The sequence below is a fragment of the Acinetobacter genomosp. 33YU genome (assembly GCF_001990725.1).
Taxonomy (GTDB): Bacteria; Pseudomonadota; Gammaproteobacteria; order Pseudomonadales; family Moraxellaceae; genus Acinetobacter; species Acinetobacter seifertii.
In genome coordinates this window covers 73966-100271 of the sequence record NZ_LFZQ01000005.1, presented here as the reverse complement: position 1 = coordinate 100271, position 26306 = coordinate 73966, and the positions used below count along the sequence as shown (strand labels likewise).

The 26306-nt window shown below is 37.4% G+C and carries 29 protein-coding genes; 19 read left to right on the top strand and 10 right to left on the bottom strand.

Features of this window, described 5'->3' with window-relative positions:
- Positions 1–44: 44 nt before the first annotated feature.
- Together AC056_RS05130 and AC056_RS05125 are read right to left on the bottom strand one after the other, a co-directional pair.
- On the bottom strand, positions 45–455 hold the full coding sequence (locus AC056_RS05130) for a tautomerase family protein (RefSeq protein ID WP_004700716.1): 411 nt from the start codon (positions 453–455) through the stop codon (positions 45–47).
- On the bottom strand, positions 446–763 hold the full coding sequence (locus AC056_RS05125; protein WP_077162921.1) for a carboxymuconolactone decarboxylase family protein: 318 nt from the start codon (positions 761–763) through the stop codon (positions 446–448). Before AC056_RS05125 ends, AC056_RS05130 begins: the two co-directional genes overlap by 10 nt.
- Positions 764–855: 92 nt before the next feature.
- Here AC056_RS05125 and AC056_RS05120 point away from each other — a divergent pair, with 92 nt between their 5' ends.
- The 5 genes from AC056_RS05120 (at position 856) to AC056_RS05100 (ending at position 5647) form a co-directional block, all read left to right on the top strand.
- Positions 856–1740 (top strand): LysR substrate-binding domain-containing protein, encoded by an 885-nt coding sequence (locus AC056_RS05120; protein WP_049063275.1) that lies wholly within the window; start codon positions 856–858, stop codon positions 1738–1740.
- A 120-nt stretch (positions 1741–1860) separates the two neighbouring features.
- Positions 1861–2469 carry a paraquat-inducible protein A gene (locus tag AC056_RS05115; protein WP_077162920.1) on the top strand — a complete coding sequence of 203 codons (609 nt, stop codon included), beginning with the start codon at positions 1861–1863 and terminating at the stop codon, positions 2467–2469.
- A complete protein-coding gene (locus tag AC056_RS05110; RefSeq protein WP_077162919.1) occupies positions 2466–3275 on the top strand; it encodes a paraquat-inducible protein A in 810 nt (269 codons plus the stop codon). The genes AC056_RS05115 and AC056_RS05110 overlap by 4 nt, the downstream gene beginning before the upstream one ends.
- A gap of 7 nt (positions 3276–3282) precedes the next feature.
- The gene (locus tag AC056_RS05105; RefSeq protein ID WP_077163069.1) at positions 3283–4950 is read left to right on the top strand and encodes an intermembrane transport protein PqiB; all 1668 of its coding nucleotides are present in this window, start codon (positions 3283–3285) and stop codon (positions 4948–4950) included.
- A complete protein-coding gene (locus tag AC056_RS05100) occupies positions 4940–5647 on the top strand; it encodes a PqiC family protein (RefSeq protein ID WP_213033473.1) in 708 nt (235 codons plus the stop codon). The genes AC056_RS05105 and AC056_RS05100 overlap by 11 nt, the downstream gene beginning before the upstream one ends.
- A gap of 57 nt (positions 5648–5704) precedes the next feature.
- Here AC056_RS05100 and uraH read toward each other — a convergent pair whose 3' ends face one another.
- Both uraH and AC056_RS05090 read right to left on the bottom strand, forming a co-directional pair.
- A complete protein-coding gene (uraH, locus tag AC056_RS05095; RefSeq protein ID WP_005068395.1) occupies positions 5705–6106 on the bottom strand; it encodes a hydroxyisourate hydrolase in 402 nt (133 codons plus the stop codon).
- A gap of 14 nt (positions 6107–6120) precedes the next feature.
- Positions 6121–6588 (bottom strand): GlcG/HbpS family heme-binding protein, encoded by a 468-nt coding sequence (locus AC056_RS05090; RefSeq protein WP_077163068.1) that lies wholly within the window; start codon positions 6586–6588, stop codon positions 6121–6123.
- 125 nt (positions 6589–6713) lie between these two features.
- Between AC056_RS05090 and AC056_RS05085 the strand changes: the two genes are divergently transcribed.
- The 10 genes from AC056_RS05085 to AC056_RS05040 all read left to right on the top strand — a co-directional run bounded on the left by AC056_RS05085 (position 6714) and on the right by AC056_RS05040 (position 17034).
- Positions 6714–7385: a heavy metal response regulator transcription factor gene (locus AC056_RS05085; RefSeq protein ID WP_077162918.1), complete on the top strand. Its 672-nt coding sequence runs from the start codon at positions 6714–6716 to the stop codon at positions 7383–7385.
- Positions 7382–8785 (top strand): heavy metal sensor histidine kinase, encoded by a 1404-nt coding sequence (locus AC056_RS05080; RefSeq protein ID WP_077162917.1) that lies wholly within the window; start codon positions 7382–7384, stop codon positions 8783–8785. Before AC056_RS05085 ends, AC056_RS05080 begins: the two co-directional genes overlap by 4 nt.
- 96 nt (positions 8786–8881) lie before the next feature.
- A complete protein-coding gene (locus AC056_RS05075; protein WP_049063239.1) occupies positions 8882–9445 on the top strand; it encodes a lipocalin family protein in 564 nt (187 codons plus the stop codon).
- 120 nt (positions 9446–9565) lie between these two features.
- The gene (locus AC056_RS05070) at positions 9566–10537 is read left to right on the top strand and encodes an acyl-CoA desaturase (protein ID WP_077162916.1); all 972 of its coding nucleotides are present in this window, start codon (positions 9566–9568) and stop codon (positions 10535–10537) included.
- Positions 10534–11796: an NAD(P)/FAD-dependent oxidoreductase gene (locus AC056_RS05065; RefSeq protein WP_077162915.1), complete on the top strand. Its 1263-nt coding sequence runs from the start codon at positions 10534–10536 to the stop codon at positions 11794–11796. The genes AC056_RS05070 and AC056_RS05065 overlap by 4 nt, the downstream gene beginning before the upstream one ends.
- A gap of 25 nt (positions 11797–11821) precedes the next feature.
- Positions 11822–12613, top strand: a complete 792-nt coding sequence (locus tag AC056_RS05060) for a DUF1365 domain-containing protein (protein ID WP_077162914.1) — start codon at positions 11822–11824, stop codon at positions 12611–12613.
- Entirely contained in the window at positions 12610–13809 is a 1200-nt protein-coding gene (locus AC056_RS05055) for an SAM-dependent methyltransferase (RefSeq protein ID WP_077162913.1), read from the top strand. Before AC056_RS05060 ends, AC056_RS05055 begins: the two co-directional genes overlap by 4 nt.
- A 29-nt stretch (positions 13810–13838) precedes the next feature.
- The gene (locus AC056_RS05050; RefSeq protein WP_077162912.1) at positions 13839–14618 is read left to right on the top strand and encodes a DUF1295 domain-containing protein; all 780 of its coding nucleotides are present in this window, start codon (positions 13839–13841) and stop codon (positions 14616–14618) included.
- Between the two features lie 8 nt (positions 14619–14626).
- Positions 14627–15676, top strand: a complete 1050-nt coding sequence (locus AC056_RS05045; protein WP_039251541.1) for an SAM-dependent methyltransferase — start codon at positions 14627–14629, stop codon at positions 15674–15676.
- Positions 15677–15705: 29 nt separating this feature from the next.
- Entirely contained in the window at positions 15706–17034 is a 1329-nt protein-coding gene (locus tag AC056_RS05040; RefSeq protein ID WP_004700750.1) for a sensor histidine kinase, read from the top strand.
- On the opposite strand, the gene AC056_RS05035 is transcribed toward AC056_RS05040, so the two are convergent.
- From AC056_RS05035 to AC056_RS05020, 4 genes are all read right to left on the bottom strand, one after another.
- Entirely contained in the window at positions 17031–17726 is a 696-nt protein-coding gene (locus AC056_RS05035) for a response regulator transcription factor (RefSeq protein ID WP_077162911.1), read from the bottom strand. The two genes, AC056_RS05040 and AC056_RS05035, sit on opposite strands and share 4 nt — an antisense overlap.
- 17 nt (positions 17727–17743) lie before the next feature.
- Positions 17744–18238: a chalcone isomerase family protein gene (locus AC056_RS05030; RefSeq protein ID WP_077162910.1), complete on the bottom strand. Its 495-nt coding sequence runs from the start codon at positions 18236–18238 to the stop codon at positions 17744–17746.
- Positions 18205–18777 carry a nuclear transport factor 2 family protein gene (locus AC056_RS05025; protein ID WP_213033472.1) on the bottom strand — a complete coding sequence of 191 codons (573 nt, stop codon included), beginning with the start codon at positions 18775–18777 and terminating at the stop codon, positions 18205–18207. The genes AC056_RS05030 and AC056_RS05025 overlap by 34 nt, the downstream gene beginning before the upstream one ends.
- A gap of 150 nt (positions 18778–18927) precedes the next feature.
- Entirely contained in the window at positions 18928–19434 is a 507-nt protein-coding gene (locus AC056_RS05020; RefSeq protein ID WP_077162909.1) for a GNAT family N-acetyltransferase, read from the bottom strand.
- Positions 19435–19570: 136 nt separating this feature from the next.
- On the opposite strand from AC056_RS05020, the gene AC056_RS05015 reads away from it, so the two are divergent.
- Positions 19571–20305 (top strand): aspartate/glutamate racemase family protein, encoded by a 735-nt coding sequence (locus tag AC056_RS05015; protein WP_077162908.1) that lies wholly within the window; start codon positions 19571–19573, stop codon positions 20303–20305.
- Between the two features lie 9 nt (positions 20306–20314).
- Here AC056_RS05015 and yddG read toward each other — a convergent pair whose 3' ends face one another.
- Positions 20315–21226: an aromatic amino acid DMT transporter YddG gene (gene yddG / locus AC056_RS05010; protein ID WP_039251533.1), complete on the bottom strand. Its 912-nt coding sequence runs from the start codon at positions 21224–21226 to the stop codon at positions 20315–20317.
- A gap of 356 nt (positions 21227–21582) precedes the next feature.
- On the opposite strand from yddG, the gene AC056_RS05005 reads away from it, so the two are divergent.
- Positions 21583–22932, top strand: coding sequence for a PQQ-dependent sugar dehydrogenase (locus AC056_RS05005; protein WP_077162907.1), 1350 nt, complete (start codon positions 21583–21585; stop codon positions 22930–22932).
- Positions 22933–23122: 190 nt separating this feature from the next.
- Entirely contained in the window at positions 23123–24274 is a 1152-nt protein-coding gene (locus tag AC056_RS05000; protein WP_077162906.1) for a sterol desaturase family protein, read from the top strand.
- 39 nt (positions 24275–24313) lie between these two features.
- Here AC056_RS05000 and AC056_RS04995 read toward each other — a convergent pair whose 3' ends face one another.
- On the bottom strand, positions 24314–25516 hold the full coding sequence (locus tag AC056_RS04995; protein WP_077162905.1) for an MFS transporter: 1203 nt from the start codon (positions 25514–25516) through the stop codon (positions 24314–24316).
- A gap of 137 nt (positions 25517–25653) precedes the next feature.
- Between AC056_RS04995 and AC056_RS04990 the strand changes: the two genes are divergently transcribed.
- Positions 25654–26211 (top strand): TetR/AcrR family transcriptional regulator, encoded by a 558-nt coding sequence (locus AC056_RS04990; RefSeq protein WP_077162904.1) that lies wholly within the window; start codon positions 25654–25656, stop codon positions 26209–26211.
- Positions 26212–26306 lie beyond the last annotated feature (95 nt).

The following is a 26306-nucleotide window of genomic DNA, read 5'->3' as shown; positions in this document are numbered from 1 at the left end:
ATTACCTTAAAAATAGTGGTTTATAGCGATTTAAAACTTTGAAATTACTGTTTCGAAGCTAACATTTTTAAGTAAATATCTGCTCGATGCGCATGACCAAAGCACCAATCTTCTGGGCTATTTTGCACAATCACAAACATGATATCTTGCTCTGGAATCTTAAATTTTTGATGGAGCTGTGCTGTTACATGCTGCATTAAATCTGATTTTTGCTGAGCTGTTCTGGCTTTACCAGAAGTGATGTATAGCAGCATGAATTTTTCAGTGCGGGAAGATTCCACCCAGTAATCAGGATCAACATATATATTGCCTTGAGCTAAGTGCTCAAAGAAATGAAAGCAATCATTTGGGGGAGTATCAAAATAACTTTCCATACAAGTCTGCACAATTTTCGATATCTGAGCTTTTTCATGATCTGTATATGCATAACTGGTTGTAAAGCGAATCATGGGCATGACCATATCTCCTCTGGCATATGTTCAAGTGCTGAAATGGCCGTAGGTAAGCCTGCATAAAAAGCAATATGGGTAATGGCTTCAATAATTTGTTCTTTCGTGATGCCTTTAGTTAAGGCATTTTTTATATGCCATTCGAGCTGTGAATAACGCCCTTGTAAAACAAGCGCAGTGATCGTAATAAAACAACGTGTTTGAGTATCAACTATCTGTCTTTGCCAGATATCCGCAAATAAATAGTCTTTGCCGAACTCATAAAGTTTGGGCGAAATCATTTCCAAATTATGAATATCAATTTTTCTGAACATTTTAGAACTCAACATTGATGCTGTTGTTGCTAATATGGCATTTTGGTATAGTTAAAAAAATCAAAACTTTTCTAACTAATAATTCGGTTTTTATGAATGATTATACTAAACCCCCAACCAATCTTGATTTAGATGCCTTACGCGCATTCGTTAAAGGAATCGAGCTTGGGAGTTATCAGCTAGCAGCACAACACTTATGTCGTTCACCTGCCGCAATTAGTGCGCAATTAAAAAAGCTAGAGCAACAAACAGGTTGCCAGCTTCTTAGAAAACAGGGGCGGCTATTAGAATTAACCCCAAGTGGTGAATTATTGTTGAGCCATGCAAAAAACATGTTGGCTTTGAACGATACTGTGCTTTTAAAGCTGCATCAGACTCAAGCGAGTGGAGTCATTCGTTTTGGTTTACAAGAAGATTTTGCTGAAGGAACCTTACAGCAACTTATCGCTCAGTTTATGTTGCAGCATCCAAACGTACAGTTTCAAATTCGGGTTGACCGCAACCTTAACTTGATTGATAAAGTACAAAAGCAAGAGCTTGATTTAGCACTTATATGGCAGCAAAAACCAGTAATTGAAAACTTTCATGAGCTTAAAAGTGTAGAGACAAAATGGTTATTCTGTCCTCATCCCCATATCTTGCAAATCATTGAAAATAGAGCCTCCATACCACTTGTGGTATTACAGCAACCTTGTATTTTAAGACAAATGGCGATTGAGGTACTTGAGCAAAAGGGTATTGCTTGGCATATTGCTTATGAGTGTAACTCAGTCCAAGGGCTATGGCCTGCTATACGGGCGGGGATTGGCATTAGTCTAAGATCATGTTTTCAAATTCCACTAGATATTCAGACCATAGAAACTGATGTACTGCCTGAACTGGAGACTTTAAACTTTGGTCTTTATTTCAATTCCACCACACAATCAGTACATATTATTCAGCAGTTTCAACAATATATTGAACAGCATCTGCGGTAATTTTTTATTGTCAAATCTGTATTGCCCAGTATAGTTTTTAGATTGATTTATATTTTAATTTAACTTAGTAATAAAAGAGTTTGTGTAAAACAGTTAAAGAATAACCCTTAGAGTATGCCTATGAAGCTTAAAGAATTAGCAGGTTGCGAGGAGTGCGATACCGTCTATCGTAGAGTTCCGCTTGCTTATGGAAAAAGAGCTTATTGTGTTTGCTGTGGTGCAGAGCTTTATCGGCATACTAAGCCATTTACGACTTTATTGGCCCTCATTTTAACGGCCTTAATCGTATTTGTTATTGCCAACAGCTTTCCGATTGTAAAGATTGAACTGCAAGGGAATATATCTGAAACCACTTTATTGGGTGCCGTATGGGTCATGTTTCATTATGATCGGGCTTTTGTCGGTGTCTTAATTTTAATTACCACGTTTATTGTGCCACTTTCATATTTGTTATTAATGGCCTATGTACTGGGTACGGTCAGTATATTTAAAAGACGACCAAAGTTTTTAGTAGTTGCCTTACGAACGCTTTATTTTATGAGAGTGTGGGGAATGGTTGAGGTATTCCTGATTGGAATTTTGGTCACCCTTGTAAAGTTAATGGGTATGGTGCTTGTTATTCCAGAAATTGCCTTGTGGGCATTTGCGGTCTTGAGCCTATTGATGGTTTATATTACGTCCATAAAGGTGAGCGATATATGGAACGAAATTGATAGGTCACAACTATGAAAACGATAAAAAAAGTGACTGCACTCAAGGCCGAAAATACCGATATGGTTCTAAAGCAATATCCACGAGCCAAAGATCTATCGCTGATATTGTGTCACTGCTGTGGGTTATTAAACTCATCAAAAGTAGATAAAGTAGTCGCTGCTAAAAAGAATAAAGTTTTACGCTGCGTTAGATGTCATAGTGTACTGCATGAGCGCAAACAGGGAAGTTTAAACCGGACCTTTGCCTTAGTTGTTGCTGCGACTATTTTGTATATACCGGCTAACGTACTGCCGATGACAATAACCGATTCACTTTTAGGCAGCCAGAAAGACACCATCATGAGTGGTGTGATTTATTTTTGGCAAAATGGAGACTATTTAGTGTCGGTGGTCATTTTCATGGCCAGTATTTTTATTCCGATGCTTAAGCTATTTATTTTGTATTTCCTATTATTGGTTGTATATATACAGTCATCGGCAGCTTGGAAATTTTCACCAGAGCAATGTATCAAACTTTACCGAATTGTAGAGTTTGTCGGACGTTGGTCTATGATTGACGTCTTTGTGGTCGCTTTATTAACTGCACTTATTCAGATTCAATCGCTTGCGACTATTTTAGCAGGGCCAGGTTCAATTGCTTTTGGTGCAGTTGTAGTCTTAACCATGTTTGCATCTTTAAGTTTTGACCCACGTATTATTTGGGATAATTTTTACGCATCCCAAAATACCAATAAACCCAATGATTTTTCTTCGGAAAAAACCACAGTTATTCAGGCAGAGCATTCGTCCTTGAATAATGATTCCATTAATCCCAGTCAATAAAAGAAAAATGAGTATGTCTGAAAACAAAACAAACGGCGGTACATCAGATCATCATGAGACTGATGTTGAACTGGAAAACATGAATGATTTACCAGAACCGCAAGAAAAGAAAAATCGGTGGAAACCTCTATTAATTTGGATAGTTCCATTGGTTGCACTTTTAATTGCACTTTCACTTGCAGTGAAAGCGTTGCTCTCTAATGGGCCAACAATTGAAGTATCTTTTCGTACAGCAGAAGGCTTAGTTGCAGGTAAAACAACTGTGCGCTATAAGCAGGTTGATATTGGTGTTGTACGGCAAATTGATCTAGCCGATGACCGCTCGCATATTATTGCGCGAATTGATTTACGTAAAAATGCCAGCAACTTTGCCGCGCAAGATTCACGTTTTTGGGTAGTACGACCACGTATTGGGACAGGTGGCGTTTCAGGCATAGACACCTTATTGTCAGGTTCATATATTGAAGTAGATGGCGGTAAGTCACCCGAGAAAAAACTTGAATTTACGGGTTTAGAAATACCACCAGTGATTACTTCCGATGTGCCGGGTAAAGAATTCTTTTTGAAAGCCGATGACTTGGGATCTTTAGATATCGGGTCGCCGATTTATTACCGTCGAATTAACGTCGGACAAATTACTGCTTATAAGCTAGCTGATGACGGTAAAAGTGTGCAGCTTCAGACTTTTATTCGTGCACCATACGATAAGTTTGTAACAACAGACACACGCTTTTGGCAGGCAAGTGGTATAGATGTGAGTTTGAATGCTTCAGGCTTTAATTTAGATACTCAGTCGCTTGCAAGTATTGTTGCTGGCGGTATTGCTTTTGGTTTCCCTGAAAACTCAAATGCGACTGTAGCGGCCAATAAGAGCAGCTTTAATCTTTGGGACTCAAAATCCGATGCGCTCAAAGAACCGGATGGTCAGCCACGTGGCGTGATTATGTACTTCGATCATTCACTTCGCGGTTTAGCTGCTGGTGCGCCAATTGATTTCATGGGTATTGAAATTGGTAATGTTAAATCGATTAATGCGGAGTTCTATAATAACTATAAGCAAATTCGTATGCGCGTTGAGGCGGTCATTTATCCGTCACGTGTTGAAAATGGACAGGCACTCAATCCAAATAGCAACATTTTCAAAGATTTTGTTGAGCATGGATGGCGTGCGCAAATGAGAACGGGCAACCTCTTAACAGGCCAAAACTATATTGCTTTAGATAAGTTCCCTAAAGCGAAACCAGCTAGCTTACAAATTTTGAGTGATAACCGTGTGGTGATTCCAACCACTCCAACAGAGTTGAGTGGCTTACAGGCACAGGTTTCTCAAATTGCCGATAAATTAACTAAATTCCCATTAGTTGAAATTGGGCAAGATGTTCGTAAAACGCTTAAGAATATGAATACAGCTATTGAGTCTACCGACAAGCTGGTTAAACAGTTAGATGGTAAAGTTGCACCTGGTTTACAAGCAACTTTGGACGATGTTCGTAAAACTGTAAGATCGTCTGAGTCTATTTTGTCGAGCGATGCGCCGTTACAACAAGACGTACGTAAAGCATTGCAGCAAATGACACGTGCAGCAGCTTCATTACAGCTCATGGCAGATTATATTGAGCAACATCCTGAATCAATTATTCGTGGTAAGACACCAGAGGCCGATGATGAAAAATAAAAACACTCTATCTTTTCAACATCCTAAAGCAGCCAAATGGCTGCTTGGGAGCGGTCTGTTTTTTACGGTAGTTGCTATGACGGCCTGTTCGAGTTCACCAACGCCGAACTACTATACGATTAGTCCTAAAATAACTCCGGCAGTGAGCTCAAGTATTCGAGTTATTGAAGTTCTACCAGTTGGTCTTCCAGACCGTTTAGACCGTGCGCCTTTAGTGCTACAAGACAGTAGTGGCAAGTCTACGGTGTTAAACAATGAGCGCTGGACATCGACTATGAGTACACAATTACGCGATACTCTGTCGGCAGGTTTACAGCAAAAATTAGGCGCAATTGACAGTTATAGCAGTGGGCTTGCTGGAAACAATCAGCCTTTATATCGAGTTTCTACAGACTTTTCTCATTTTGATATTGTTGATAAAAGCTATATTAATATTGCGGTGTCTTGGGTGGTAAAGCGTCAAATACCCCCAACTCAATTAGAGTCATCTAATCCAAAAGTCATTACCAATGCAGGATCTCAGCTCAATTGTAGAGTTGCGTTTAAACAGCCAATTGATCAGAAAGCTAAGAAAATGGATGCAATTGTAAGTGCTTCAAGTGAGGCGATGGGCCAGATTATTAATTCGGTTTCTTCTTCAATTGTGGCATTAGATTCAAATAAAAAAATAGTGATCACGAATGGTGTTTGTTCGTAGTAAAATTTTCTAACACAAGCCTTTATCTGCTTAAAAACAGATAAAGGCTTTTTTATTTTAGTTGCCTCTATAGGTTGAGTAACCGTAAGGGCTAAGTAGTAACGGAATATGGTAGTGGTTTACGCTGCCGTCCACTTTAAAAATCACGGGTACTTCACTAAAGAACGTTTGCTGTTTGTTCTTTTTAAACCAGTCTTCAGTTTTAAAGGTAACTTTATAAACCCCTTGCTCTAGTTTTTTATTTTCTGGATAGAGTGCAGTAATACGGCCATTTGAATCAGTCACTTGCTGGTTGAGTTTTACCCACTGGTTATTGGTGTTTTTTTCTAAAACGACTTCAACCTGAGAAGAGGGTAAACCCGTTTCTAAATTTAACACATGCACACTCAGCGGATTAGTTTGTGCAAATGTAGCCGAAGCTATAAATAACGAAGATAAAGCAATAAATGATTTTGTCATGTTGAACTAACTCCTTATGAATTAAAAACGGTTTCAATGGCTTTGCTTGCACATTGATTGTCATTTTGTGCACCGCCAGCACCCGCAACGCCAATTGCTCCGATTACTTGGTTCTCAAAACGGACAGGTACGCCACCGCCTAACAAAAGTAAATTCGCTACGGTGGTTAAATTTTTTGCATCGGGGTTTTGGTTACTGTTTTGGCTTAAAACTAAGGTCGATGTTTTGGTAGATAACGCGGTATAGGCTTTTTTCTCGGCAGCCATTAAATTATGCGGACCCACCAGCTCATGCCGTTCGGCAGTTAAAGGATTACCGCCGCGATCTACAACAACAACCGCAATGTTTTGATTTAATTTTTTGCATGCCTCTTTAGCACTTTCAGCTAAAAGGTGGGCGGTTTTTAGATCTAACGAATAAACTTGATTCAAAGCAGGGGGCTGTGCAAAAGTACTATTACCGAATAGCACGGCTGTTAACATCAGCCAGTTCAATTTTTTCATAATGATCGCCTCTATGTCGCTTTGAAAATCTTAAACAAATTGCTTAATTTCAAGCATGACAATCACATTACAAAGTTGTCATCTTTCAAATGAGTCTCTAAAAAATGCGTATCCTTATTATTGAAGACGAGATCAAGATCGCCACTTATTTGGTCAAAGGATTAAAAGAATCCGGATATCAAGCAGAGTGTGTTCACTTAGGGCTTCAAGGTTTGGAAATGCTAAAAAGGGATCAATATGATTTGCTTATTCTTGATGTGATGTTGCCTGACATAGACGGCTGGAGCGTATTACAGGTCCTACGCCAGTTTTCAAAAATTCCGGTGATTTTCTTAACGGCAAAAGATCAGGTCATAGATAGAGTGAAAGGGTTAGAGTTGGGTGCAGATGATTATCTGGCTAAACCGTTTTCCTATATTGAACTATTGGCACGCATTAAAAGTTTGTTAAGAAGACAGCAATATCTGCAAGAAAATGAGCTGTCTATTAGCGATTTAAAAATGGATTTGGTTGGTCATAAAATATGGCGTAGTGGCAACTTAATCGAACTGAGTAAAACCGAATTTAACTTATTACGTTATTTATTGATCAATAAAGAGCAAATCGTGACGCGCAGACAAATTGGTTCCGAAGTTTGGAATATTAACTTTGACACCGATACCAATTTTATTGATGTCGCTGTACGCCGGTTACGAAGCAAAATTGATGAGGGATATGAATTAAAACTCATTCATACCATACGTGGCTTGGGCTATAAAATATCGGTTAGCTTATGAACTTTAAATTTCTGCGTTCGCTTGAAGTCCGTATTACATTACTGGTCACGCTTTGTTCTGCCTTAATTTTATGTTCCGTCGGCTTTATGACCTATTTAGGCATTAACCAGATTTTATTGAAGCAACAAGATAAAGCTTTAGCAGAGCGAATTAACCGTTTGGAAATTTTGCTACAAGACAGCGAAAATGTAGAGCAAATTATTGCGCGGCCTAAACTATATCAAAACATGCTTGGCAATCAAGACAACTTGTTTCTGCTCATCCATAAAGACAAAACTTTAATTAATATCAATCCGCTCCATATTCATTTACCAGAGCTTGCACAGCGCAACAGTCTTCAATTTCAAGATTTAGCCAATAATCCATATCCAACTCGAATTGCTTGGAAAACCATAACGATTAATCAAGAGCCTTATTTGCTTATTGCAGGTAAACAATGGTCGGAACGCATCAATATCCTTTTACCTTTTCAAGAAAGTCTCTTGATGTATGTGATCGGGGGCGTGTTTGCAATCTTTGTGCTTTGCATTTTAGCGTGCCATTTAGGTTTACGGTCGTTACAAGAGCTTCGCAAGCAAACTCACTCTATTAACGTAAACCAGCTACAGAAACGGTTAAATCTCTCAAATTCTCCTTTAGAAGTTGAGTTGCTTTCAAAAGATATAAACCACATGCTTGAGCGTATTGAAAAAGGCTATATGCAGCTCAACCGTTTTTCTGAAGATATCGCTCATGAGTTCCGTACGCCTTTAAATAATTTGATTGGGCAAACCGAGATTGCTTTAACTGGCGAACGTTCGGTTGAGCAATATGAAGATTTGCTGGTGTCTCATTTAGATGACTACCACAGATTAAAACGCATGATTGATAGCATGCTTTTCTTGGCAAGAGCCGATCAGAGAATGGTTCTTGTAAATAAACAAGACATAAATGTCCAAGAAGTTATAGATAACCTATGCCAAATTTTTGAATATCAAGCCGAGGAGCAAGACTGCCATTTTAGTTTAAATTTAGAAGTCCAAAAGTTATTTGCAGATCCTGAGCTATTTCAAAGAGCAGTTTATAACTTGATTTTAAATGCACTAGTTTATGGTGGGAATAAGCGAACTATTTTTATTAAAAGTAAATATAAGACACTTGATCACAAGAAAGTGGTGAGTCTAAGTGTGATAACCAGTGGTATTTCAATTGCTGAAAATCAACTTGAGCATCTTTTTGAAAGATTCTACCAATGCCACTCAAGTCGAAGTGATGAGAACCAGACAGGTGGATTAGGTTTATCAATTGTCGCTTCAATTATGGATTTACATGAGGGTCTATACCGTGTTTATAACACGGTTGAAGGTGTGTGCTTTGAGCTTGATTTTCCAGTTCTAGACACTTCAAAAATATTAAATTAAATACTTAATAGCGCTCATTAATTTTTAAAATTCACACTTTGTTCACAGCATTCTGGAGTATGGTTAACCATATTAAATAAATATAGGAGGATCATTGTGAAATTATCATTTAAATCACTTGTTGTGAGTACTGGCCTTGCTATGGTTAGTGTAGCGCTTCCTTTTAGTACGTATGCAGACAACAACACCAAACCTGTCGCGGTTGAGTCTATTGATATTAATAAATACGCAGGTAAGTGGTATGAAATTGCACATTTACCTATGTTTTTTCAGCGTAATTGTGTAGCCAATACAACAGCAAACTATTCTATTAACGCGGACAAAACCGTAGGTGTATTAAATAGCTGTACCAATAAAAAAGGTGAAATGATTTCATCTGAAGGTGTGGCTTATCCGCAAAATGAAGGTAACAGTAAATTAAAGGTGAGCTTTTTACCTTCTGGCCTCAGATGGATTCCTTTTACCAAGGGTGATTATTGGGTTTTAAGAGTAGATCAGGACTATAAGGTTGCTTTAGTGGGTGGCCCTAGCCATAAATATTTATGGATTCTTTCTCGTAGCCCTCAACTTGATGAAGCGACATACCAGTCTTATCTGCAAACTGCGAAACAGTATGGTTATGATGTTTCTAAACTTGTTAAAACTACACAGTCTAAATAGAAAATAACTGATGAAGAAGATCTTAAATTTTATTCGTAATTTTAAGATCTTCACATAAAATTCATTGCGCATTTTCTAAATTAAAAACAGAAAAGAAATGCTTTAGATCAGGACGAATCAATGTCTAAATTTTTTCTACGCTGGATCGATAGCTGGTCAGATCCGGAAAATGCGCAAATGGATGCGTCTAGCGAATATGTCATTGAGAAGAAAATTCAATGGTTAAGAATTATTCCTTTTATTTTATTACATATCGCTTGTTTGGCTGCGTTTTGGGTCGGCGTGTCTTGGTTCGCTGTGATCTTTATGCTCGGTTTTTATTTTATACGCATGTTTGCGATTACCGCTTTTTTTCACCGCTATCTTTCGCATAAAACTTTTCAAACCTCACGAATTGTTCAATTCATATTTGTACTCATTGGAACCATGAGCGCGCAGCGCGGACCATTATGGTGGGCAGCGCATCACCGTTATCACCATCACTTTACCGACACCGATCAAGATCCTCATTCAGCGAAAGCAGGCTTTTGGTATTCACATGTCGGCTGGTTTTTAAATGAGCAAAATTTTGCCACTCGAAAAAAAGTCATTAAAGACTGGTTGAAGTATCCAGAACTAATTTTGCTTGATCGATTTTGTCTGCCTATTGTGATTTTGACGGCTTTAGCAATTTATGGTTTCGGTTCATGGCTCGCACAACATTTTCCTGAGTTAGGTACTAATGGCTTACAGCTTTTGGTGTGGGGTTTTGTGATTTCTACTGTTCTTCTAATTCATGCAACTTTATGTATTAACTCGCTTGCTCATCGCTATGGTTCACGTGAGTTTAATACCCCAGATGATAGCCGTAATAACTTTCTACTTTCTCTAATTACGCTAGGTGAAGGCTGGCACAATAACCATCACTTTTACGCGGGCAGTGTACGACAAGGTTTTCATTGGTGGCAGATTGATATCACCTTTTATATTCTCAAAATCATGTCTTTATTTGGTTTGGTATGGGGTTTAAAACCCGTACCGAATAAAGTTTACCAATATAAAAAAATTAAAGATCTACCAATAGAAAAAATTGAAAATGGGGAAGTGTTATGAAGATTGCCATTATTGGTTCAGGTATATCTGGGCTTTATGCCGCTTGGAAATTGTCAAAACAACATCAGGTTGCGGTATATGAAAAAAATAACTATTTTGGTGGTCATACTGACACGCATGAGCTGGATATAGATGGTGCTAAAGTCGCGGTAGATAGTGGTTTTATTGTGTTTAATGATTATAACTACCCGTTATTTACCGATATGCTAAAAAAATTAGGTGTAGAAACTCAAAGTAGCGATATGAGTTTTTCGGTAAATAATCTGGTGAGTGGGCTTCAATATAACCCTTCCAAAAAATGGTCGCTCTTTGCACGTCCACAAAACTTTTTAAACCGAAAATTTCTGCAAATGTTGTCAGACTTGCTGCGTTTTTATGATGACAATAAAAATATTGATGTGGCAGATATTGAGCCTACTTTAACCATAGAAGAATATTTAGACCAACACAAATATAGTCATGAGTTCCGTTATGAGCATCTTTATCCGATGTGCGGTGCCTTATGGTCGGCTCCAGTTGAGCAAGTAGGTCAAATTCCATATCGATTTGTGGTGAGCTTTTTTCAGCATCACCGCATGTTACAGCTAAATGAACGGCCTCAATGGCAAACAGTCAAACACGGTTCGGCAAGTTATATTCGTGCGATTCAAAAGAACTGTCCATCTCTTGAATGGAAGTTTGCAGAAGTAAAAGCTGTGAGCCGTTCGCAAGAAAAGGTGTTGATTGAAACCGTTGAAGGACAATCACAATATGACTGGGTCATTTTTGCAAGCCACGCTGATGATAGCCTAAGTTTATTAAAAGATGCGTCATCTCTGGAACAAGAAATATTAAGCCAATTTGGTTATCAAGATAATCGAATGGTAGTTCACCGTGATCTTTCGATTATGCCTAAAAGCCGTTTGCAGTGGGCAAGTTGGCATGTACATGTAACGCCAACATCACAAGTTGAAAATGATACGTCCGCTATACATTACGGGTTTACATATTGGATGAATAATTTGCAGAACTTATCCTGCAAAACTCAAATTTTCTCTACCTTAAATCCAAATATGAAAATTAAACCCGAGGATATTTTGGTGGAACGTCAGTATCGTCATCCGGTATTTGATGCAAAAGCAATTCAAGCCCAATCACGCTGGCAAGAGATTAATGGACATAATCGTACTTCATTTTGTGGAGCGTATTGGGGATGGGGCTTTCATGAAGATGGTGCTCGTAGTGCAGCTCGTGTTGTAGAGCAAATCTTAGTGTTATAAATATTAAAAGCAGGAGGCTTCTCAAATGTTATTAAATAAACTTGCTATAGCTCCTGCACTTATTCGTCATAGACGTTATAGCCCTAAAGAGCACCAATTCACTTCGACTTTAAATTATTTGTGGTTCGATCCAGATCAATTAAATGAAATTTCAAAAGATTGCTCACTTTGGTCTACCGATCATTGGAATGTACTAAAACTATCTGAAAATGATTTTTTAAATATGTATCGTGGCTCTATAAGGGATAGAGTAGAGAAAGCAATACTTCAAAATAACAACTCACATTTCCGACCAGACTGGCAAATCAGAGTATTGGCTTTACCTCGATGTTTAGGTTTTCGTTTTAACTCGGTCGTATTTTATTTTGTTCTAACTAAAACTGGAAAACCTGTATTTATTGTTAGTGAAATTACCAACACCCCTTGGAATGAACGAAAAGTTTATGTTCATGATTGTACAAACCAATACAGTCACATAAAGGATTATGAAAGTTTTGATTTTAAATTTGAAAAATCATTTCATGTTTCGCCGTTTATGCCTATGCAATTGATTTACCGTTGGCGGTTTAGCTTTTCAGATCAACAAAATGTCATTCATATGCAGCTCTTTGAAAAACAAAATCAAGTCTTTGACGCCACTATGCGCTTTGAACTTATACCCATCACATTTCCTTCACAACAATATCGATATGCTGTTAATAACAGCTTGGCGCCTTTTAAAATGCTGTTTTCAATATATTTAGAGGCATTTAAGTTGTGGCGAAAAAAAGTGCCATTTTATCGTCACCCTAAAAAGATCAAGGTAGATAAGACATGATAAAAACATTTCTGTATGGTGAAGATGACTCACTACCATTACTACTCAAAAGCCTTCTCAAATTACGTCATGGGCAGATTACTTTTCAGGGTGCATGGAATGGTACGGTGGGTGAAGTGTCAGACTTGCATGCTGTGGTTGAAGTACATAATCCTTTGTTGATGGATCTCATTTTAAAAAATGGCGTTTTAGGTGCAGCAGAAGGTTATATCCGTGGAGATTGGAGCAGCCAGCAACTTGTAGAGTTGATTCAGATCTTGGCGCGTAATCGAGATGTATTAGACCAGCTTAATCAAAATATGTTTGCCCAAGCAAGCCAGTTTTTTCTTAAAGCTTGGTATAAAAATAGAAAGAATTCTATAAGTGGTAGCCGTAAAAATATTGCCGAGCACTACGACTTAAGCAATGATTTTTTTAAATTATTTTTAGATCCATCTTTAATGTATTCGAGCGCCGTTTTTGAAAATGAAAATATGACACTCGAAGAAGCATCAGATTTAAAAAAAGAAATTATCTGTAAAAAGTTGGATTTAAAACCATTAGATCACTTGGTGGAAATTGGAAGTGGTTGGGGTGGTTTTGCAATTTATGCGGCTCAGCATTATGGCTGCCGAGTGACTACCATTACTATTTCGCAAGCCCAATACGATGAAGCGATTACCCGCGTAAATGAAGCAGGTTTAGCACATCGTATTGATGTGCAATTAAAAGACTACCGTTTGCTCGAAGGTAAGTTCGATAAGCTGGTTTCAATTGAAATGGTTGAAGCAGTTGGTGCACAGTATCTATCGACATATTTTGATCAATGTAGAGCACTTTTAAAACCTAAAGGTTTGGCTCTTATTCAAGCCATCACCATTGAAGATTTTCGCTATAAAAAAGCACTCAATACTGTTGACTACATTAAACGCTATATTTTTCCCGGTAGTTTCATTCCGAGTGTGAGTGTATTAACTCAAACCGCGTCTGAGAGTGGTTTAAGGCTAAAGTATTTAAATGACATTGGTCTAAGTTATGCGCAAACACTTCATCATTGGCGAGAGCGTTTTTTAGCTGCAAGGGAAGAGGTATTGGCTCTAGGTTTCGATGAAAACTTCATTCGCATGTGGGATTTCTATTTATGTTATTGCGAGGGCGGTTTTAAAGAAGGCGTGATAAGCAATGTTCACTTGTTGTTTGAAAGTACCAGTTACTAGTTCAAACACCTTTAGCAAGGAGACAGCACATGTTATGGAATTTGCTCATTCTAGACTTAGTTATCATGTTGATAAGCTGGTTACTTGCAACTCTAAATGGTCGTGCTGGAATAGTAGATGCTGCTTGGAGTTTCTGTCTGGCAATTAATATTATTGTGTCTTCTTTGCTCATTTCAGTTGCTCCAGTTGAAGTAAGGCTGTTTATCGGCGTGTTTAGCGGTCTATGGTTTTTAAGACTATTTTGGCACCTGTTAAGACGTTATCAGTCTGAACAAAAAGAAGATGGTCGATATGCAAATATGCGTCAGGCCATGGGTAAGTTCCAGCATTTTGGCTTTTTATTATTCTTTATATTTCAAACATTCTTAGTGTTTCTGTTCTTTTTACCGATGTGGACATTGCTGAACGTAGAAGCAGGCCTATGGAGTAGTGAATATAAAATCGCTTTAGTGATTGCAGCTATAGTTATGGTGATTGCGTTCACAGGTGAGCAGCTTGCCGATCAGCAGTTATACAGATTTAAGTTAAATCCGCAAAACCATGGCAAAACCATGGATCAAGGATTATGGCGTTATTCACGACACCCAAATTACTTTTTTGAATGGTTACATTGGTTTGCCTATCCCATTATTGGTTTAGCTGCAGACGAATATTTATTGTGGATTTATCCTGTGTTGATGTGGCTATTTTTATACTACGTCACGGGTATTCCATTTAGTGAAAAACAAGCAATCAAAAGCCGCGGTCAAAATTATCTTGATTATCAACAAAGAACTTCAATGTTTATTCCGCGAAGACCAAAAAAATAGGTGCTCATATGGATTTTATTGTTCATCAGTCTCTAAAAATTGTTGAAAGTGGTGTGATTCCAGATCATGCAATTAGAGCCGCAATTCGTGCTTTAAGTAAAAAGCGCTTAATTCAAGAAGGCCGTTATGACCCTGAGCAAGGGGCACAGCGCTATATGGACGTTCTTAATTTACTTAAAAAGAGTGAAATTGCTGTAGAAACAGATAAAGCAAATGAACAGCACTATGAGTTACCGACCGAGTTTTTTCAGGCAGTACTTGGAAAAAGGCTTAAATACAGTGCATGTTACTTTCCAACTAAAACAACAACTTTAGATCAGGCAGAAGAGTTGGCACTTCAGCTTTACTGTGAAAGAGCACAACTCAAAAACGGTCAACACATTTTAGAGTTAGGTTGCGGTTGGGGTTCTTTAACCTTATGGATGGCGGAAAATTATCCACGCTCACAAATTACGGCTGTTTCAAACTCCGCGACTCAGAAAAAACATATTCTCGGGCAAGCAAAGTTGAGAGGGCTTACCAATGTTGAAGTACTCACTTGTGATGTAAATGTACTCGAATTAGACAAGGGCCAATTTGATCGTGTTGTATCGGTCGAAATGTTTGAACATGTGCGGAACTATCAACGTCTATTTGAAAAAATTCAGGGATGGTTAAAGCCAGATGGGTTACTCTGGTGTCATATTTTTTGTCATCGCTTTTTGCATTATCCTTTTGAAGTAAAATCAGACTATGATTGGATGTCCAAGTATTTCTTTACTGGCGGTTTAATGCCTTCAACTTCCACATTTCTACATTTTCAAGAGCATTTAGAACTGGCTCAACACTGGCAGTGGTCAGGTGAGCATTATATGAGAACAGCGAATGCTTGGCTTGATAATATGGACAATCAAGAGGAAGAACTTAAACCGCTATTTAAAAAAATCTATGGAAAAGATGCCAATATTTGGTGGCAACGCTGGCGTATTTTTTTCATGGCTTGTGCTGAACTTTTTGGGTTTGAGCAAGGACAAGAATGGGTCATTGGTCACTTTTTATTTAAAAAGATACCTTTGTAATTTCTACAGCCTATCCCGGCGATAACGATATGATAAGAACTCGACGCGATGGTAAATCTAGCCATCCATTAGCCAAAATGTTCAATCGATATTATTGGTTGCAGATTGCTCTAATCGCATTATCGATTGTGGTCGGGTTGGCTTGTAGTGCTTGGGTAATTAAGGGTTCTTTGCTTAAAACCGCTTTAGAACAGGAAATGGAACATTACTGGTTACGTATAGATCGTAACCCGAATGCAGATTTGCCAGATACTAAAAACTTATATGGATATCGGTGGAATACCCAGATAGCACCTCAACCTTTTAAAGATATGCATTTAGAGAGTGGGGTACATCGAATCTTTATTGATGGTAAAGAACGTATGACCGTATACGGTGAGCGTAATGGACAGCATGTACTTTTGGTATTTGGTGAGAGTAACGTCAATAAGCTGATTTGGTTATTTGGACTTGCTCCACTGATGTTCAGTTTATCTGTTTTATATAGTTTTTTATGGTGGTCAAACCGAAGAGCAAGACGCTATTTTTCCCCAATTACCCGTTTGGCAAATGCATTAGAAAATATTGATTGGGCACATCAAGACACACAAGCTTCACCTTTTAAAGATATAAATACCAATGGCAATATGGAAGCAGAGTATCTGAAACAAGCCTTGGAAAAATATCATCAGGTCTTAAGTGAGTTTATTCGACGCGAGCGAGAGTTCACTGGAGATGTGAGTCACGAACTTCGTACCCCACTTACGATTTTAAAAGGCAATGTTCAGCTTTGTCAGGCTAGATACGGTGATGATAAAGCCTTAGTTCGACTTCATAATACGATTGAAGATATGCAATTATTAGTCGACACTTTACTCGCAATTGCACGTAATACAGTAAAAAGCCTACCATCGGAAAAAAATTTCCTATCACAAATTGTGCGAGACTTAGTCGAAAGCTTGCAAGTCATGAGTGAGAGTAAGGGTATACATATTCATATTCACCCAGACTCAGCAGAACAACCGCGCTGGTTATATCCTTCTATGACCAAAATGGTTTTAGGTAATATTTTGCGCAATGCCCTCAATTACTCTCAAGGCTCACAAATTGATATTATTCAGCAAAAAAACAGTTTGATTATTGCTGATAATGGTATAGGAATTTCTTTACCTAATGATGTGAAGGTGCAAGAGCTTAGCGATTCACAGCTTTCTTTAAAAGTTAAAGGTCATGGCATTGGGTTGCAACTGGTACAGAAGCTTTGCAAACAATTAGGATGGCGAGTCGAACTGTTTGATCGGCAATACTATTTAGCTACACATCCTGAATTAGACTTAGAACAAGCAACAGGTTTAATTGTTGTGGTATATCTAAGTTAATCGGCCGAATTTTCCAAAGCAATCTTTAAACCGACACCTGCTACTGTGTGTAATAGTTTAGGGTCAAATGGTTTATCTACCATTTTTCTTAAGTTATAAATATGACTGCGTAAAGCATCACTTTCAGGTTCTTCGTCTCCCCACAGCTCCATCATAAGCTCTTGCTTGGTAACCACTTTCGGAGACTGGCGCATCAAAATTTTTAATAGTTTAAATTGGATAGGTGGTAATTCAATATTATTTCCAGCGCGAATTACAGTTTGTGTTGCGCTATCAAGAATTAAATCATGAATCTGAATTTTATGATTCGCGACTTCACCCGCAGCTCTCTTAATTAAGGCACGAATACGCATCACTAATTCATTAAAATCAAATGGCTTAACTAAATAATCATCTGTGCCAGCAGTAAATCCTTTAAGTTTGTCGTCTAACGTATCTCTGGCTGTCAGCATCAGCACTGGAATATCAACCCCTTGTTCGGTACGTAGCCAATTACAGAGGTCATAACCAGAACCATCGGGTAAGTTTATATCAAGAAGTAAAAGATGATAGTGCTGTGATTTTAGAAAAGAACGGGCTGCATCTAAATTACGTGCATGATCGATGACATAACCATGCACTTCAAGAAATTCACAGACTGTTGCCGCCAGTTCAAAATGGTCCTCAACCATGAGGATAAAGTGATTACCCATAAGATTTTATTAAGCCATTAATTTAATAGTTGTTGTTTTAATTTAGCATTAAATGGTTCGCTACCAAACCAGATTTTAAAATATTGATTTGCATTTGGATTATTTATAGAACCCAATAGTTTTTGATTTAATTTTAACTCCAGTTTTTGATTTTCATGTTGGTAATAAAGACTATATAAATCTCCGCTCTTAATTGGTCTATAAAGCTCATTAATATGATTAAGTGGAGATTTTGCATCAAATCCACTAATATTTTTCTTCAAATAGTGTGCTGCCGCCCGCTTAAATGCCCATTCGGGAATATCTCGGTTATAGCTAAAATCCATTTTTATGCTTTGGTTTTGCCAGCTTTTTAAGCAATCCTCAGCAAAGTAACTGACATTTCCTACTTTTTGACTCGTTACCGTTAAAGGTGCTGAACTACATTTCTTTAGTTCAGCCCCATTTGTGTGAGATGCAATTAAAATACCCAAAAGTATTAAGATTCGGCTTTTTTGAACGGCAATATCCATTTATAAACTCCTCCAAATACAGGTAAAGAACGATAAAGACCGTTTGCTGGGTCCCAGAAATCTTGTTGGAAAATGATTTTCTGTTGATCATTAATTTTGATTTGGCTAATTCCGTAAGAAGCCATGGTTTTAGAGCGTCCTAGCATTTTAAAGTCATAGGTCATATACCAATGGATATAAGCGCTATCTTGATGATGAGTTGCACTTATGAGTTTGACTGTGACATTACTGACGCGTGTGTTCATACCCTCAAAGTGTTTAATCAAATCTTTTTTCTGAGAGAACTGTGAGAGTGTATCGTTGATATAGAGCTGATCTGCATAAAGATTACTTGCATTACTTACAAAGGATGGTGTGCCCAAAGTGTTAAACGCAGCAACAAAGTGATTACCAATCTCTAGTGCTTGTTCGTCATTTAATGTAACACCAGTAATTTGTTGTTCGTCTTTGCCATAATCACCTGAATAACTAGGCACACTTTTGCATGCTGTTAGACCTACTAAGGTAATCAGCCCTAAGGCAGTAGTTATAATTTTCATGAATGAATCCTAGCCAACTTTATAAGGTTAAATTAAAGAGGCTGTCGTGAAATTTGCGTGAATTCTTATATTTTTTGATGTGCGTTTAATGGTGGCTTCTTTGAGGTAAATAGATCTTCATTAACTTAAAGTTTTCTATAGGAACAATACTTATGAAGAAAATAATAGATCTTTTTTGAAGAAGATAACATCCATATCCATATAACTAGATGAGTTGGTTTTTTCAAAACCAAGCTTATTTAATAGGTTGTGAGCAGGTAAATTATCTTTTTCTGAAAAAGCGATCACATGCTTAAAATTTCGATTTTTCATGTCATCTAGTAACTTAAGTGAAGCTTCAACAATATAGCCTTTATTTCGTTGAGTTTTAATAAGTCTAAAACCTAGTTCAGCTTCTGTTTTGCCATCAACTTCACAAGTTTCAAACCCACAATAACCAATAATTTGATGAGTATCTTTTAAGACCACAGCCATTTTGCCAAAATTATACTTTTTATAATGCTCTAATATTTCAAAAAAACGAGTCGTTGCAGCTTCAGGTGCTAAGTGACCATAAGGTGAAAAAGCCATAAAATCTTTGTCTTGTAACATCTCAATGACTGTAGATAAATCTTCTTGAACAAATGGTTTTAAGATTAAGCGGTCTGTTTCTAACATAAAGTTTTTATTAATTAGTTTTAAAAATATATTTTATAAAACAGTTTATAGATTTAATAAAGAGAGCAATTTCCTTCTAGTCATGTTTAGTTTTTTATGGCTATAAAGAGTAGATCAAATAAAAGGACTGAAACGAATGAAAACGATTGGCTTGATAGGCGGAATGAGCTGGGAGTCTACATCGCTTTATTATCAACAAATTAATAGAACAGTTCAGAACAAATTAGGCAAGTTACATTCGGCTAAAGTCATTTTAAGTAGCGTCGATTTTCAAGAAATAGCCGCTTTACAATCGAAAGGTTTATGGCAAGAGGCAGGCGAATACTTAGCTCAGCAAGCAATGAATTTAGAGAAAGCTGGGGTAGATTGTATAGTGTTATGTACCAATACTATGCATAAAGTAGCTTCTCAAATTGAAGAGGCGATTGCGGTTCCCTTTATACATATTGCTGATGCCACAGCGAAAGAAATTTTAAGTCAAAATATCCGAAAAGTTGCACTATTGGGAACAGCTTTCACTATGGAGCAAGACTTTTATAAAGCCAGATTACAAAACCATGGCATTGATGTGATTATTCCAAAAGAAACTAGTCGTAAAACAGTGCATCGCATTATTTATGACGAATTATGCTTGGGCATAATTAAGCCAGAGTCACAACAAAAGTATATGACCGTGGTAGAGGAGCTAATTGCGGAAGGTGCCGAAGGTATTATTTTAGGCTGTACTGAAATTTGTATGTTGATTGGTGATGTTAAATTTTCTGTACCGTTATTTGACACCACCACCATTCATGCAAAAGAAGCTGTCAATTTTGCTTTAGAGCAAAAAACTAATGCTAATTCTGTTGCTGATAAATCTGTATCAGTATGACCTAAACTTTTAATCCTTTTTAAAATAAGAACGAATAACTGTCCAATTCGTTGAAAGCCAGCAGATGAGTGAACCTGCTGTAACCATAGCTGTTCCTTGCCAAAAGCTGATTGATAACTCGGTTTGTAAAACCAACATGGCAAGCAGAGAAGAGATGATGGGCGTAAAGTAAGATGCAACTACTAGCATGGTGGTGTTGCCATGAATAATGCCAATATTCCATGCTGCATAACCTAGCCCAATTGCTGTGGACGCAAAGACTAGAGATAAAGTCGTATTTAAATCGAGTGATGGCAAAACAGCTTGGCCACTAAACAATAACTTTAGCCATAAAGTCGCAGCAACGCCAATAAAGAAAATAGAAATAGGATTTTGCCCTTTACCTATTTTCTTAGTCAACACACAGTAAAAAGCCCAAATAATGGCACCTATAAATGCCAAAATATAACTTAGAGGATTGCTATAAAAGTTATCGATAACTCGACTTAGACTAAAATCTCCATTTCCGGTCTGAATAAAAATAATGCCAAAAATTGAAATAATTAAGCCTAAAATAATAAATACATTAAATTTTAGCTCTTTAAAAATGACAAAAGCTAAAACCGTCAAGCTTGGCCAAAGGTAGTTCACAATGCTTACTTCAATCGCTTGTTGAGCGGTTTTTGAATAGGCAAGTGCAAACGAAAAGCAGAGTTCATAAGCAATGAATAAAATTGCACCTAAAATTAAATATTTTTTAGAAATTAACTTAAAGTTTGGCACTCTAAAAATAATAAGCAGTAGCAACGCACTTAGGGAGTAAATCAGTGTAATGCCAATATCTGGGCCGATGACGGTCGTGATATGTTTTACAAAACCCACCATAGAGGCCCACATCAGGATGGCACTTAAACCAATCAGTGTTGCTAAATTTTTTGACATAAAAATAAATGAACTTAATTAAACGCCTGAGCTAACGTAAAAGTTAAAAATAGTTAAAGTAGGTCAGGGTAAAGGAATTTTTAATTAAAAAATAGGCGAGATCGACAAAATTAGCTAATAAGTTATTATCAGCCAACATAAATACTTTACGTAAAAATCCGTATGCCAAGTTTTAGTCTGAAGCTTTTGAAGTTAATAGTTAAATTGATCTGCGTGTCTAGAAAACACTAGTTATGTATTAAAAGTTTAAAAATATGGACGGTATTCCTTAGTATAGTTAAATAAATAAACTATAAGTCTCTCTTCTAAAGCATTACCCTATGCTTATTGCGAAAAATAATAAATGGAGATAAAGGATGCTTATACGTTTTTTAATGCCACTTTTAGGTACAACAGTTGTCGTTCTTGTTGCAGGATGTGCTTCATCCTCTCAATATCCAATTACAGAGAGTTATGGAACAGATCCGAAATTACCTGAACCAAAAACAAGTTTAATTCCAACCGTAAATATAGCACCTGCACAGGGTTGGCCGAGTGGTGTTATGCCAACACCAGCAGAAGGCTTAAAGGTAAAAGCATTTGCTAAAGGACTTGAACATCCACGTTGGCTCTATGTATTACCGAATGGTGATGTATTGGTCGCTGAAACGGATGCTCCGCCTAAACCAGAAGACAGCAAAGGCATTAAAGGTAAAATCATGACGTTTGTGATGAGACGGGCAGGCTCATCTCATCCAAGTGCTAACCGTATTACTTTACTTCGTGACACCAATGGAGATGGAGTTGCTGATAAAAAAACGGTATTTCTTCAAAACTTAAACTCACCATTTGGTATGGCTTTAGTAGGTAATAACTTATATATAGCCAATACAGATGCACTCATACGTTTCCCTTATCAAGAAGGAGAAACACAGATTACTGCGAGCGGAACTAAAGTATTAGACTTACCGGGCGGTCCTTTAAATCATCATTGGACCAAAAATGTAATTGCCAATCGTGACGGGACAAAGCTCTACATTACCGTCGGTTCCAATAGTAATGTTGGCGAAAATGGTTTAGATCAAGAAAAAGGCCGTGCACAAATTACAGAGTTTGATATTGCAAGCGGTCAGTCTCGTCCATTTGCAACAGGACTGCGTAATCCAAATGGTATGGCTTGGCAACCTCAAAGCGGTAAATTATGGACGGTTGTAAATGAGCGCGATGAAATTGGTAGTGACCTAGTACCCGATTATATGACATCGGTACAAGATGGCGCTTTTTACGGCTGGCCTTATAGCTACTATGGTCAACATGTAGATGTGCGAGTAAAACCACAAAATCCAGCAATGGTTGCGCGTGCAATTAAACCTGACTATGCACTAGGCAACCATACGGCTTCTTTAGGCCTTACATTTTATGCAGCCGAGCTGATGCCACAATTTAGAGGTGGGGCATTGATCGGGCAGCATGGTTCTTGGAACCGTAAGCCGCACAGTGGTTATAAAGTCATTTTTGTACCATTTAGAGGTGGTCAACCTTCTGGTCCACCGCAAGATATTTTGACTGGATTCCTCAGCGATAAAGGTAAGGCTTATGGACGTCCAGTTGGGGTGGCAATAGATTTTTCGGGTGCAGTATTAGTTGCAGATGATGTTGGTAATACAATTTGGCGTGTTTCACCTGTTGGTGAAACAACCTATGAGACTCCATATAAAAATAAATAGCCTATTTCCACGTTCTGAAATAGATAAATATTTATAATAACTAACCAATTGATCTTGTTTTTGGGTTGATTGGTTAGTTTTATTTATATATCTATTTTTTAGTCTGAGCTAAATAAGGTTCTTTTTACAATTAATAATTAAATTTTGTTAGCATGCGCCGTATAGATAAAAAGAATTGTTGATATGAATTATGACCGATCAATTAAGAGCAAGATTTGAAAATTTAGAGCTTAATGCGGGTTTAGGAAAAATTAGTGCCTTTATATCCATGGCATTAAGCTTACTTTGCTTATTTGGAGCTTTATGTTTTTTGTTTCCCAGTGTGCTAACAACCCCAGAGTTACGTCCACTTTATGCAAAGCACTATAATCTTTTTTATTATGGACTAATTACAGGCATTATTATTAGCGCTGGTTTTGGAGCATTTAGCGCAATCATCCGACAAAATCGATATGGTTTTTATGGTTTATGTTTTGCACTCATAGCAGCAGTATTAGGCTGTGGTGTTATTCATGCTCCAGTCATTCCAAGCGTACCATTTTATGCAGGCATTGATTATTTTGTACTTACCCTAGTCATCTTGGCTTTTATTTTTATACCCCTTGAAGGTTTTTTTGCGAAAAATCCTGAACAAAAGATCTTAAGAGTAGGCTGGGTGACCGATATGAAATATTTTATGGTCAGCCATATTGGTATTCAACTATTTAGCTTTTTAACTGTCATGCCAATTCAGTATTGGATTACGCATTTACCTGATAATCCAATTGTGCCATACGTTCAAGCTCAGCCAATTTGGCTACAGTTTATTGAATTGCTTATTGTGGTCGATTTTACGGTGTATTGGTTACATCGTGCTATGCATGAAGTTAACTTTTTATGGCGTTTTCATGCGATTCATCATTCGACTGAGTATATGGACTGGTTAGCCTCGTCACGTTTACACGTTGTTGAGGTTTTAATGACTCGTTTTATTGCGACCTTACCGATTTTCCTTTTAGGTTTTCATACTTCTGCTGTTTTTGCCTATTTAATTTTTATTTCGTTTCACGCGATTTTTATTCATTCCAATGTACGTTTTCGCTTTCCATATCTACGTTGGTTTATCGCAACACCGGAATTTCATCATTGGCATCATTCTTCAGAAAAACCTGCGATTGATAAAAATTACGCTGCTTTTATTCCGCTCTATGATGTCTTATTTAAAACTGTATATATGCCGAATCACTTGGCAAGTGTTTATGGAACGGTTGGCTATAAAATTCCAAATAGCTTTGTAAAACAGTTTACGTGGCCATTTAAAAAGTATATAAAACGCTTTTTAAAACGCTGGCGTGACCAGTAAATGTTAAAAAAAGCCTCAGTTCGAGGCTTTTTTATATGGTTATTTATTTTTAAAATTTTTAAAAATCATGAAAAGGGCAACAAGCGAAAGTAAGACAATAAAACAGATGTAGCTATTTGCTGTATGCATCAGTCCAATCTTACCCACAAAATAGCCAGCTAAAATTGCAGGAATACTAAAAGCCAAATAACTTTCAACGAAAAATGCTGCCATAAGTCCAGCACGTTCTTCTGGAAGAGCCAGCGGCATTACACTACGAATGGCTCCCATAAAAGCCGTACCAAAACCAACGCCAGTAATAATAGAACCTAAAAATAAAACTACAGCATTGGTTAGGTTAATGGCGATGAATAAGACAATGGCACCAATAGCAATCGAGAGAGTACCGGTTAATAAAATACGAAAATTTGTCGACTTTCTAAGCGTTAATATACCTGCCGCACCAGAAAGGGCGAGCGCCATAAACATAATACCGTTTAGCCATGCCGATGAAGTATGGAAAATTTTTGCCAGTAAAGATGGCATAAGTGACAAGAAGAAACCACTGACCATCCAAAGTGCAATATTAATTGGGCTAATACTTAATAAAGCACTTTTCGTTTGTGGAGGAATAGCCATCGCGGGTTTCAAAGAAGCAAGTGCACCAGTTCTTTTTTGGACTGTCTCTGGAGTAAGAAAACTTAAAATAAGTTCACAAATAAGAAGAAAGCATAGAAACTCAAACACAAGCTGTAACGGGTGAGTGGAGAGCTGCAAGATAGAACATGTCAGAAAAATCCCGACAGCCATACCAACCATTGGTGCAATACTATTAATCAGTGAGCCATGAAGCTTACCAAAATCTAAAATTGCTGCACCTATAGCTGAAACAGCAAGCCCAGTTGCGATGCCTTGCAAGCCTCGTGCAATAAATAACATCGAAACATCTGAAGCGAACAAGAAGAAGCTCATTGAGATAATTTGCAGAGAAATGGCAGCAATAATGACTGGTCGACGCCCAATATAGTCAGACAAAGAACCAATAATCAGTAATGATCCCAGCAGCGTAAAAGCATAAGTTGCAAAAATTAAAGTTAATGTGACCGGTGAAAATTGCCATATCTGTTGGTATAGGCGGTAGAGCGGCGTTGGTGCACTAGATGCAGCCATAAATGTCATAAGCGTAATTGTGTTGAGTGTCAAAGCGCTTGCAGCATCTAATTGAAAAACAGCTCTTGACCGTTTTGAACTTGAATTGTTCATAGAACATGAATAACATAAAAGCGAATATTTAGCTTTTATACATTATTTTGACACTAAAGCAAATCCTTAGCTTTAGTGTATTTTGTATATAGATATAAATATTTATAAATTTTTTGATCCCTTTACAGAGTTTATAAATGGCAAAAGTTGTTACTGGATTACGCCCTGGTGGTCGCAGCGAGAGAATACAAACTGCGGTACATAATGCTGTAAAAGAATTACAAAAAGATTTCGAGCAAAGCCAAATTACAATTCCAATGATTGCAGCACAAGCAGGAGTAACGCCTTCAACCATTTATCGTCGATGGGGCGATATCAATCAGCTATTTTCAGATGTAGCTTTAAATGAACTCAAACCAGACATGGAACCTAAAGATTTAGGTTCATTTAAACGAGATATCACAGCTTGGGTTGAACAATATTTTGAAGAGTATTCTTCCGAAGTCGGTCAAGATTTATTGCGAGATGTGCTCTATACATCAAATTCTGATTCTAATGCCCGTATGTGTGAAAGTTTAATTATTCAACAACTCGATATTATTCAAAATCGTGCAAAATTAAGAAATGAGTTCACTATACCAAACCAAGAAATTATCGAAACTGTAATTGCACCCATGTTATTTCGGATTCTATTTACCAATCAGGAACTAAATTTGGATTACGTACATAGTCTTTTAAAACGCCTATTTGTTTAAGCATATAAGCCTCTTCGTTTTTTTTAGATGAAAATGGCTAATTTAAATAGCGGAATATATAGGTTTTTGTTTTTATTAAATAATTATATATCAAT

Bases quoted from the DNA above. Each gene is read 5' to 3' on its own strand.
- AC056_RS05000 (WP_077162906.1), top strand. From the start codon at position 23,123: ATGACCGATCAATTAAGAGCAAGATTTGAAAATTTAGAGCTTAATGCG.
- AC056_RS05085 (WP_077162918.1), top strand. From the start codon at position 6,714: ATGCGTATCCTTATTATTGAAGACGAGATCAAGATCGCCACTTATTTG.
- yddG (WP_039251533.1), bottom strand. From the start codon at position 21,226: ATGTCAAAAAATTTAGCAACACTGATTGGTTTAAGTGCCATCCTGATG.
- AC056_RS05105 (WP_077163069.1), top strand. From the start codon at position 3,283: ATGAGTATGTCTGAAAACAAAACAAACGGCGGTACATCAGATCATCAT.
- AC056_RS05025 (WP_213033472.1), bottom strand. From the start codon at position 18,777: ATGAAAATTATAACTACTGCCTTAGGGCTGATTACCTTAGTAGGTCTA.
- AC056_RS05020 (WP_077162909.1), bottom strand. From the start codon at position 19,434: ATGTTAGAAACAGACCGCTTAATCTTAAAACCATTTGTTCAAGAAGAT.
- AC056_RS05125 (WP_077162921.1), bottom strand. From the start codon at position 763: ATGTTCAGAAAAATTGATATTCATAATTTGGAAATGATTTCGCCCAAA.
- AC056_RS05060 (WP_077162914.1), top strand. From the start codon at position 11,822: ATGTTATTAAATAAACTTGCTATAGCTCCTGCACTTATTCGTCATAGA.
- AC056_RS05055 (WP_077162913.1), top strand. From the start codon at position 12,610: ATGATAAAAACATTTCTGTATGGTGAAGATGACTCACTACCATTACTA.
- AC056_RS04990 (WP_077162904.1), top strand. From the start codon at position 25,654: ATGGCAAAAGTTGTTACTGGATTACGCCCTGGTGGTCGCAGCGAGAGA.
- AC056_RS05040 (WP_004700750.1), top strand. From the start codon at position 15,706: ATGATAAGAACTCGACGCGATGGTAAATCTAGCCATCCATTAGCCAAA.
- AC056_RS05110 (WP_077162919.1), top strand. From the start codon at position 2,466: ATGAAAACGATAAAAAAAGTGACTGCACTCAAGGCCGAAAATACCGAT.
- AC056_RS05045 (WP_039251541.1), top strand. From the start codon at position 14,627: ATGGATTTTATTGTTCATCAGTCTCTAAAAATTGTTGAAAGTGGTGTG.
- AC056_RS05080 (WP_077162917.1), top strand. From the start codon at position 7,382: ATGAACTTTAAATTTCTGCGTTCGCTTGAAGTCCGTATTACATTACTG.
- AC056_RS05100 (WP_213033473.1), top strand. From the start codon at position 4,940: ATGAAAAATAAAAACACTCTATCTTTTCAACATCCTAAAGCAGCCAAA.
- AC056_RS05035 (WP_077162911.1), bottom strand. From the start codon at position 17,726: ATGGGTAATCACTTTATCCTCATGGTTGAGGACCATTTTGAACTGGCG.
- AC056_RS05090 (WP_077163068.1), bottom strand. From the start codon at position 6,588: ATGTTAACAGCCGTGCTATTCGGTAATAGTACTTTTGCACAGCCCCCT.
- AC056_RS05120 (WP_049063275.1), top strand. From the start codon at position 856: ATGAATGATTATACTAAACCCCCAACCAATCTTGATTTAGATGCCTTA.
- AC056_RS05050 (WP_077162912.1), top strand. From the start codon at position 13,839: ATGTTATGGAATTTGCTCATTCTAGACTTAGTTATCATGTTGATAAGC.
- AC056_RS05115 (WP_077162920.1), top strand. From the start codon at position 1,861: ATGAAGCTTAAAGAATTAGCAGGTTGCGAGGAGTGCGATACCGTCTAT.
- AC056_RS04995 (WP_077162905.1), bottom strand. From the start codon at position 25,516: ATGAACAATTCAAGTTCAAAACGGTCAAGAGCTGTTTTTCAATTAGAT.
- AC056_RS05130 (WP_004700716.1), bottom strand. From the start codon at position 455: ATGCCCATGATTCGCTTTACAACCAGTTATGCATATACAGATCATGAA.
- AC056_RS05030 (WP_077162910.1), bottom strand. From the start codon at position 18,238: ATGGATATTGCCGTTCAAAAAAGCCGAATCTTAATACTTTTGGGTATT.
- uraH (WP_005068395.1), bottom strand. From the start codon at position 6,106: ATGACAAAATCATTTATTGCTTTATCTTCGTTATTTATAGCTTCGGCT.
- AC056_RS05015 (WP_077162908.1), top strand. From the start codon at position 19,571: ATGAAAACGATTGGCTTGATAGGCGGAATGAGCTGGGAGTCTACATCG.
- AC056_RS05070 (WP_077162916.1), top strand. From the start codon at position 9,566: ATGTCTAAATTTTTTCTACGCTGGATCGATAGCTGGTCAGATCCGGAA.
- AC056_RS05005 (WP_077162907.1), top strand. From the start codon at position 21,583: ATGCTTATACGTTTTTTAATGCCACTTTTAGGTACAACAGTTGTCGTT.
- AC056_RS05065 (WP_077162915.1), top strand. From the start codon at position 10,534: ATGAAGATTGCCATTATTGGTTCAGGTATATCTGGGCTTTATGCCGCT.